This window comes from Streptomyces sp. F001, from assembly GCF_004187715.1.
Classification (GTDB): Bacteria; Actinomycetota; Actinomycetes; order Streptomycetales; family Streptomycetaceae; genus Streptomyces; species Streptomyces flavusporus.
This window is the reverse complement of the sequence record NZ_QZWF01000088.1, coordinates 1-6,756: the sequence shown is the minus strand read 5'-3', so window position 1 is coordinate 6,756 and position 6,756 is coordinate 1. Positions and strand designations below refer to the sequence as shown.

Genomic DNA, 6,756 nt, shown 5'->3' with positions numbered 1-6,756 from the left:
CCGCCTCACCGCCCACCGCCCCTACCCCGACCTGGACGCCCTGCTCGCCGCATCCGACGAGGCGGCGTACGACCTGACACCGGGGGACCTGGCGGAGGCGCTGGCGGCAGAGGCCTTGCCCGAGCTGCCCGAGGGCGCGTACTCCGCCGCCCATACGGCACTGAGCGCGGCCCAGGCGGCATACGAGTCCCGATTCGGACACGCGTTCGTCATCTATGTGGATGATCTCCCACCGGACGAGGCCCTCGACCAGGTCCTGGCAGCCATCCGGTCACGATTGACGAACGATCCGGAGGACGAGCGGGTAGTAGCAGCAGAGGAACTCCGCCGCCTCGCAAGGGGTCGGCTGGTGAACGCACTAAGGGGCGCGGGGAACTGCGCGACCAGCCACAATGGCGCCGCACTCGGCACATAACGGCACACCCCACCACGAATAGCCCGTTCGACTGCCACATTGATCACACCGGAGGTCCCGGCGTAAGCGCCGCAGGCAACCGTCGCTACGATGCTGGGGGCCGGTGGACCGTACCCGGCCGGGCCCGTCCGACCAACCGAAGCCGGCAGGCCCCAATCCCCGCTCCCGGAGGGTTCTTCCGTGCCGGCTGGAACGCTGTACCGCGGCCGGGAAGGAATGTGGTCCTGGGTGGCTCACCGAGTCACCGGCGTCCTCATCTTCTTCTTCCTGTTCGTACACGTGCTGGACACCGCACTCGTCCGCGTCTCCCCCGAGGCGTACGACGAGGTCGTGGCAACGTACAAGACGCCGATCGTCGCCGTGCTGGAGTACGGCCTCGTCGCCGCCATCCTCTTCCACGCGCTCAACGGCCTGCGTGTCATCGCCGTCGACTTCTGGTCGAAGGGCCCGCGCTACCAGAAGCAGATGCTCTGGACGGTCGTGGGCATCTGGGTCGTGCTGATGCTCGGGGCGATCTACCCCGTCCTCGGCCACGCCGCTCGTGAAGTGTTCGGGAGCTGACGCCAATGTCCACGACTGAGAAGACCGCTTCCGGGATCGGCCCCGTCGAGGGCAGCTCCGTCTACACGGTCGACAACCCCGCCCCGCTCATCGAGCCCCCGCGCAAGCGCACCAAGAAGACCCCGAAGACCACGCGCGGCAACTTCGAGATGGCCGCCTGGCTCTTCATGCGCCTGTCCGGCATCGTCCTGGTCGTCCTGGTCATCGGGCACCTGCTGATCCAGCTCGTGCTGGACGGCGGCGTCTCCAAGATCGGCTTCGCCTTTGTCGCCGGCCGCTGGGCGTCGCCGTTCTGGCAGGTCTGGGACCTGCTGATGCTGTGGCTGGCGATGCTGCACGGCGCCAACGGTCTGCGCACGATCATCAACGACTACGCGGAGCGCGCGAACACGCGCCTGTGGCTGAAGGGCCTGCTGTACACCGCAACGGTGTTCACCATCCTGCTGGGCACGCTGGTGATCTTCACCTTCGACCCGAACATCCGCTAGGCACGGGGCTGAGGTATCCACTCATGAAGATCCACAAGTACGACACCGTCATCGTCGGCGCCGGCGGCGCGGGCATGCGCGCCGCCATCGAGTCGACGAAGCGCAGCCGCACCGCCGTGCTGACCAAGCTCTACCCCACCCGCTCCCACACGGGCGCCGCGCAGGGCGGCATGGCCGCGGCGCTGGCCAACGTGGAGGAGGACAACTGGGAGTGGCACACCTTCGACACGGTCAAGGGCGGTGACTACCTGGTCGACCAGGACGCCGCCGAGATCCTGGCGAAGGAGGCCATCGACTCGGTCCTCGACCTGGAGAAGATGGGCCTGCCGTTCAACCGCACCCCGAACGGCACCATCGACCAGCGCCGCTTCGGCGGTCACTCCCGCAACCACGGCGAGGCCCCGGTCCGCCGCTCCTGCTACGCAGCCGACCGCACCGGCCACATGATCCTCCAGACGCTGTACCAGAACTGCGTCAAGGAGGGCGTGGAGTTCTTCAACGAGTTCTACGTCCTGGACCAGCTGATCACCGAGGTCGACGGCATCAAGAAGTCGGCCGGTGTGGTGGCGTACGAACTCGCCACCGGCGAGATCCACGTCTTCCAGGCGAAGGCCGTGATCTACGCGTCCGGCGGCTGCGGCAAGTTCTTCAAGGTGACGTCGAACGCGCACACGCTGACCGGTGACGGCCAGGCCGCGGTCTACCGCCGGGGTCTGCCGCTGGAGGACATGGAGTTCTTCCAGTTCCACCCGACCGGCATCTGGCGCATGGGCATCCTGCTGACGGAGGGCGCCCGTGGTGAGGGCGGCATCCTCCGCAACAAGGACGGCGAGCGCTTCATGGAGAAGTACGCGCCGGTGATGAAGGACCTCGCGTCGCGAGACGTGGTCTCGCGGTCGATCTACACCGAGATCCGTGAGGGCCGCGGCTGCGGTCCCGAGGGCGACCACGTCTACCTGGACCTGACCCACCTGCCGCCGGAGCAGCTGGACGCCAAGCTGCCCGACATCACCGAGTTCGCGCGGACGTACCTCGGTATCGAGCCGTACACGGACCCGATCCCGATCCAGCCGACGGCGCACTACGCGATGGGCGGCATCCCGACCAACGTCGAGGGCGAGGTCCTCGCCGACAACACCACCGTCGTCCCGGGCCTGTACGCGGCCGGTGAGGTGGCGTGCGTGTCCGTGCACGGCGCGAACCGTCTCGGCACGAACTCACTGCTGGACATCAACGTGTTCGGCAAGCGGGCCGGCATCGCGGCGGCGGAGTACTCGCAGACGGCGGACTTCGTCGAGCTCCCGGAGAACCCGGAGTCGCTGGTCGTCGAGCAGATCGAGCACCTGCGCACGTCCACGGGCACCGAGCGCGTGGCGACTCTCCGCCGCGAGCTGCAGGAGACCATGGACGCCAACGTCATGGTGTTCCGCACCGAGCAGACGATCAAGACGGCGGTGGAGAAGATCGCCGAGCTGCGCGAGCGCTACAAGAACGTGGCGATCCAGGACAAGGGCAAGCGGTTCAACACGGACCTCCTGGAGGCCGTCGAACTGGGCAACCTGCTCGACCTGGCCGAGGTCATGGCGGTGTCCGCGCTGGCCCGCAAGGAGTCCCGCGGCGGTCACTACCGCGAGGACTACCCCAACCGTGACGACGTCAACTTCATGCGCCACACCATGGCGTACCGCGAGGTCGGCGCCGACGGGACCGAGTCCGTCCGTCTCGACTACAAGCCGGTCGTCCAGACCCGCTACCAGCCGATGGAGCGTAAGTACTGATGGCTACCCCTGTTCTGGACAAGGCCGAGGCGGAGTCCACGGCCACCCCGTACATCACCGTCACCTTCCGGGTCCGCCGGTTCAACCCGGAGGTCTCGGCGGAGGCGACCTGGGAAGACTTCCAGCTGGAGATCGACCCCAAGGAGCGCGTCCTCGACGGCCTCCACAAGATCAAGTGGGACCTGGACGGCACGCTCACGTTCCGCCGCTCCTGCGCGCACGGCATCTGCGGCTCGGACGCCATGCGGATCAACGGCAAGAACCGCCTGGCCTGCAAGACGCTGATCAAGGACATCAACCCCGAGAAGCCGATCACGGTCGAGCCCATCAAGGGCCTGACGGTCCTGAAGGACCTGGTCGTGGACATGGAGCCGTTCTTCCAGGCTTATCGGGACGTCATGCCCTTCCTGATCACGAAGGACACGAACGAGCCGACGCGTGAGCGTCTGCAGTCCGCGGAGGACCGCGAGCGCTTCGACGACACGACGAAGTGCATCCTCTGCGCGGCCTGCACGTCCTCGTGCCCGGTCTTCTGGAACGACGGGCAGTACTTCGGCCCGGCGGCCATCGTCAACGCGCACCGCTTCATCTTCGACTCGCGTGACGAGGCCGGCGAGCAGCGCCTGGAGATCCTCAACGACCGCGACGGCGTCTGGCGCTGCCGCACGACCTTCAACTGCACGGACGCCTGCCCGCGCGGCATCGAGGTCACGAAGGCGATCCAGGAAGTGAAGAGGGCACTGATCACCCGGCGCTTCTGACCTTCCGTCAGCACGGTGAGGGCTCCCCGTCCGGTACGCCGGGCCGGGAGCCCTCGCCGTGCCGGGCTCCCGGAGCTCCGCTTACGCCGCCTACGGCCGGCTCAGGATGGTCGGATCCGTGATCTTCGTGTCGTCGGCAACGGGCCTCCGGCTTCGGCCTCACCTCAACGGGTGATCACATGGTCGGCCCGCGGTCCGGTGTCCCTGGCCGGGCTTCGGCGTGCCCCTAACCTGAGGGCATGTCAGATGACCAGTCGTACGAGCTGCTCGGTTTCGACAACGTACTGCTGCCCGTCGGAGACCTCGACGAGGCCGTGCGGTGGTACGAGCGGGCCGGGTTCGCGACGGACTTCCGGCTCGACGAGGCCGGGATCGCACTGCTGAAGGTCGGAGGTGAGACGCCCGGGATTCTGCTGCGGCGGGAGGAGGAGTTCGGGCACCGTCCGCCGCCCTGGCCGTCGCCACGGGTGTGGCTCGAGGTGCCGGACGCGCGCACGGCGGCCCAGGCCCTGACCGAGGCCGGCATCTCCCTCCTGGACGCCCCCTCCCCCGTGGCCACCGGCTGGACCGTCGAGATCGCCGATCCGTGGGGGAACATCCTCGGGTTCACGGACTACAGCAAGCGGCCGGAGCTGGGGCGGAGGCCCTGAATCCCACTGGCTAGGCTCTCTTCGTGCCCGCGAAGAACGACAGTCCCGCGCCGAGCGACCACCCCGAGGGGGGCGGTACGCCGACCAAGTCCGAGCAGACGCGTGCGCTGATCCTGGAGACGGCGATGCGGCTGTTCCGGGAGCGCGGGTACGACAGGACCACCATGCGGGCCATCGCCAAGGAGGCCGGAGTCTCCGTCGGCAACGCGTACTACTACTTCGCCGGCAAGGAGCACCTGGTCCAGGGCTTCTACGACCGGATCGCCGCCGAGCACCAGGCGGCGGTCCGCGACGTCCTGGACCGGGAGACCGACCTGGAGGCGCGGCTCGCGGGCGTCCTGAAGGCGTGGCTGGACGTCGCGACGCCGTACCACGAGTTCGCGGTGCAGTTCTTCAAGAACGCCGCCGACCCCGACAGCCCGCTCAGCCCGTTCTCGCCGGAGTCGGAGCACGCGCGCGTGGAGGCGGTCAGCGTGCACCGGGAGGTGCTCGCCGGGTCCAGGGCGAAGGTGCCGGAGGAACTGCGGGACGTCCTTCCCGAGTTGATGTGGCTGGCTCAGATGGGCCTGTGCCTGTACTGGATCTTCGACCGGACCGAGGGGCGCGAGCGCAGTTACCGGCTGGCCGAGCGGGGGGCCCGGCTCACCGCGCGCGGGGTGACCCTGGCGCGGTTCCGGGTGCTGCGGCCGCTGGTGCTGGAGGTGCACGAGCTGTTCACGGACTTTCTGCCGGGGATGACGAAGATGCTGCCGGATCCTGGGAGCAAGGGGCGGGCCGGGTGATCACGTTCGGGTGAACGGGCCGGAACGGGACACAGTGCCTGCGGCCTGCCTACGATGATGCTCTCGACACCAGCCCCTAGGAGGCACGCGATGTCCGCTGCATCCGTCGAGCAGCCCTTCGACGACGACCGGCCGTTCTCGCTGACGGCCATCGCCGACGAGATCATGGAGCGCCATCCGGGCTACCGAGTCGAGATCATCGGAGGCCATCTCCTCGTGACCCCATCACCGGATGCCCCCCACGCCCGCGCTCTGACCAGCCTCATGATCCCCTTCATTGCCGCTGGTCTGCACGGAACGAAAACCGAGGTCCTCCAGAACGTCGGCCTCTGGCTGCCCACCGGCCCCGAGGACTACGCCATCCCCGACCTCGTGGTGGTGGACGCCGACATCGACGACCACTTCGCCGAGAACAACGCGTACGACCCGGTCTGCTTCCGTCTCGTTCTTGAGGTGACCTCCAGCAACTGGAAGGACGACCTGAAGACCAAGGTCGGCGCCTACGCCGAGGCGAAGGTCCCCGTCTACCTCGTCGTCGACCGCAAGCACCAGCGCCTCCACGTCCTCACCGACCCGGCCGGGAGCGAGTACGCGAACCACCGCGTCCACGCTCCCGGCGAGACCGTCACGCTGCCCGAAACGATCGGCGCCGAAGTTACCCTCGACGTGGAGCAGATCATCAAGGCCGGGCAGCCGAAGGCTAATTGACCGCGTCCACCTCCCCCTCCGCCAACTCCACGTCGTACACCAGCGGCCCCTCACCCACGACCACATGCCGTGCCCGCGACCCCAGGCCGCTCGCCGTCGCCGCCAGCAGATACGTCCCCGGCCCCGGCACCGCGACGATGTACGAGCCGTCCGCCAGGGACGTCACCCGGTCCAGCTGACGCCCGCCGCGTGAGAGCAGCGTCACCGCCGTGCCCTCCACGGGCTCGCCGTCCGCCGTACGGATGAAGCCGTGGATCACCGATGAAGGCCCTTCAGGCACGGTCTCCACCGCCTCCTCCCGCGGCTCCACCGCCAGATGCGGCAGCCGCTTCTCCAGCCCCGCCGGCAGCCACCAGTTGGCGCGGCCCAGCAGGTGCATCGCGGCCGGCACCAGGGCCGTACGGAGAATGAAGGCGTCCAGGGCGACCGCCGCCGCCAGGCCGACGCCCGCCATGGCGGCCCCGTAGTCGCCACTGAGCACGAAGGCCAGGAAGACACAGACCATGATCAGGGCCGCGGAGTTGATCACCCGGCTGGTCTCCGCGAGGCCGACGCGCACCGCGCGCGCGTTGTCCTTCGTGTGCACCCACTCCTCGTGCATCCGGCTGACCAG

Annotated in this window: 9 protein-coding genes; 8 read left to right on the top strand and 1 reads right to left on the bottom strand. The window is 68.3% G+C overall.

Annotated elements, in window-relative coordinates:
• The 8 genes from StrepF001_RS43915 to StrepF001_RS43880 all read left to right on the top strand — a co-directional run.
• The coding region (locus StrepF001_RS43915) for a 2-oxo-4-hydroxy-4-carboxy-5-ureidoimidazoline decarboxylase (RefSeq protein WP_129803667.1) at positions 1 to 415 on the top strand (415 nt) is incomplete at its 5' end.
• Between the two features lie 180 nt (positions 416 to 595).
• Positions 596 to 976, top strand: a complete 381-nt coding sequence (gene sdhC, locus StrepF001_RS43910; protein WP_129803666.1) for a succinate dehydrogenase, cytochrome b556 subunit — start codon at positions 596 to 598, stop codon at positions 974 to 976.
• 5 nt (positions 977 to 981) lie between these two features.
• Positions 982 to 1,464, top strand: a complete 483-nt coding sequence (locus tag StrepF001_RS43905; protein ID WP_129803665.1) for a succinate dehydrogenase hydrophobic membrane anchor subunit — start codon at positions 982 to 984, stop codon at positions 1,462 to 1,464.
• Positions 1,465 to 1,487: 23 nt separating this feature from the next.
• On the top strand, positions 1,488 to 3,242 hold the full coding sequence (gene sdhA / locus StrepF001_RS43900; RefSeq protein ID WP_129803664.1) for a succinate dehydrogenase flavoprotein subunit: 1,755 nt from the start codon (positions 1,488 to 1,490) through the stop codon (positions 3,240 to 3,242).
• Positions 3,242 to 4,003 carry a succinate dehydrogenase iron-sulfur subunit gene (locus StrepF001_RS43895; RefSeq protein ID WP_129803663.1) on the top strand — a complete coding sequence of 254 codons (762 nt, stop codon included), beginning with the start codon at positions 3,242 to 3,244 and terminating at the stop codon, positions 4,001 to 4,003. The genes sdhA and StrepF001_RS43895 overlap by 1 nt, the downstream gene beginning before the upstream one ends.
• Positions 4,004 to 4,242: 239 nt before the next feature.
• Positions 4,243 to 4,653 (top strand): VOC family protein, encoded by a 411-nt coding sequence (locus StrepF001_RS43890; protein ID WP_129803662.1) that lies wholly within the window; start codon positions 4,243 to 4,245, stop codon positions 4,651 to 4,653.
• 23 nt (positions 4,654 to 4,676) lie between these two features.
• A complete protein-coding gene (locus StrepF001_RS43885) occupies positions 4,677 to 5,435 on the top strand; it encodes a TetR family transcriptional regulator (protein ID WP_129803661.1) in 759 nt (252 codons plus the stop codon).
• 90 nt (positions 5,436 to 5,525) lie between these two features.
• Entirely contained in the window at positions 5,526 to 6,143 is a 618-nt protein-coding gene (locus StrepF001_RS43880) for a Uma2 family endonuclease (RefSeq protein ID WP_129803660.1), read from the top strand.
• Here StrepF001_RS43880 and StrepF001_RS43875 read toward each other — a convergent pair.
• Positions 6,136 to 6,756: carboxypeptidase-like regulatory domain-containing protein (locus StrepF001_RS43875; protein ID WP_165396578.1), on the bottom strand; the 621-nt coding region annotated here is incomplete at its 5' end. The two genes, StrepF001_RS43880 and StrepF001_RS43875, sit on opposite strands and share 8 nt — an antisense overlap.

Coding starts and splice junctions, on each gene's coding strand:
- StrepF001_RS43905 (WP_129803665.1), top strand. CDS start 982: ATGTCCACGACTGAGAAGACCGCTTCCGGGATCGGCCCCGTCGAGGGC.
- sdhA (WP_129803664.1), top strand. CDS start 1,488: ATGAAGATCCACAAGTACGACACCGTCATCGTCGGCGCCGGCGGCGCG.
- StrepF001_RS43895 (WP_129803663.1), top strand. CDS start 3,242: ATGGCTACCCCTGTTCTGGACAAGGCCGAGGCGGAGTCCACGGCCACC.
- StrepF001_RS43890 (WP_129803662.1), top strand. CDS start 4,243: ATGTCAGATGACCAGTCGTACGAGCTGCTCGGTTTCGACAACGTACTG.
- StrepF001_RS43880 (WP_129803660.1), top strand. CDS start 5,526: ATGTCCGCTGCATCCGTCGAGCAGCCCTTCGACGACGACCGGCCGTTC.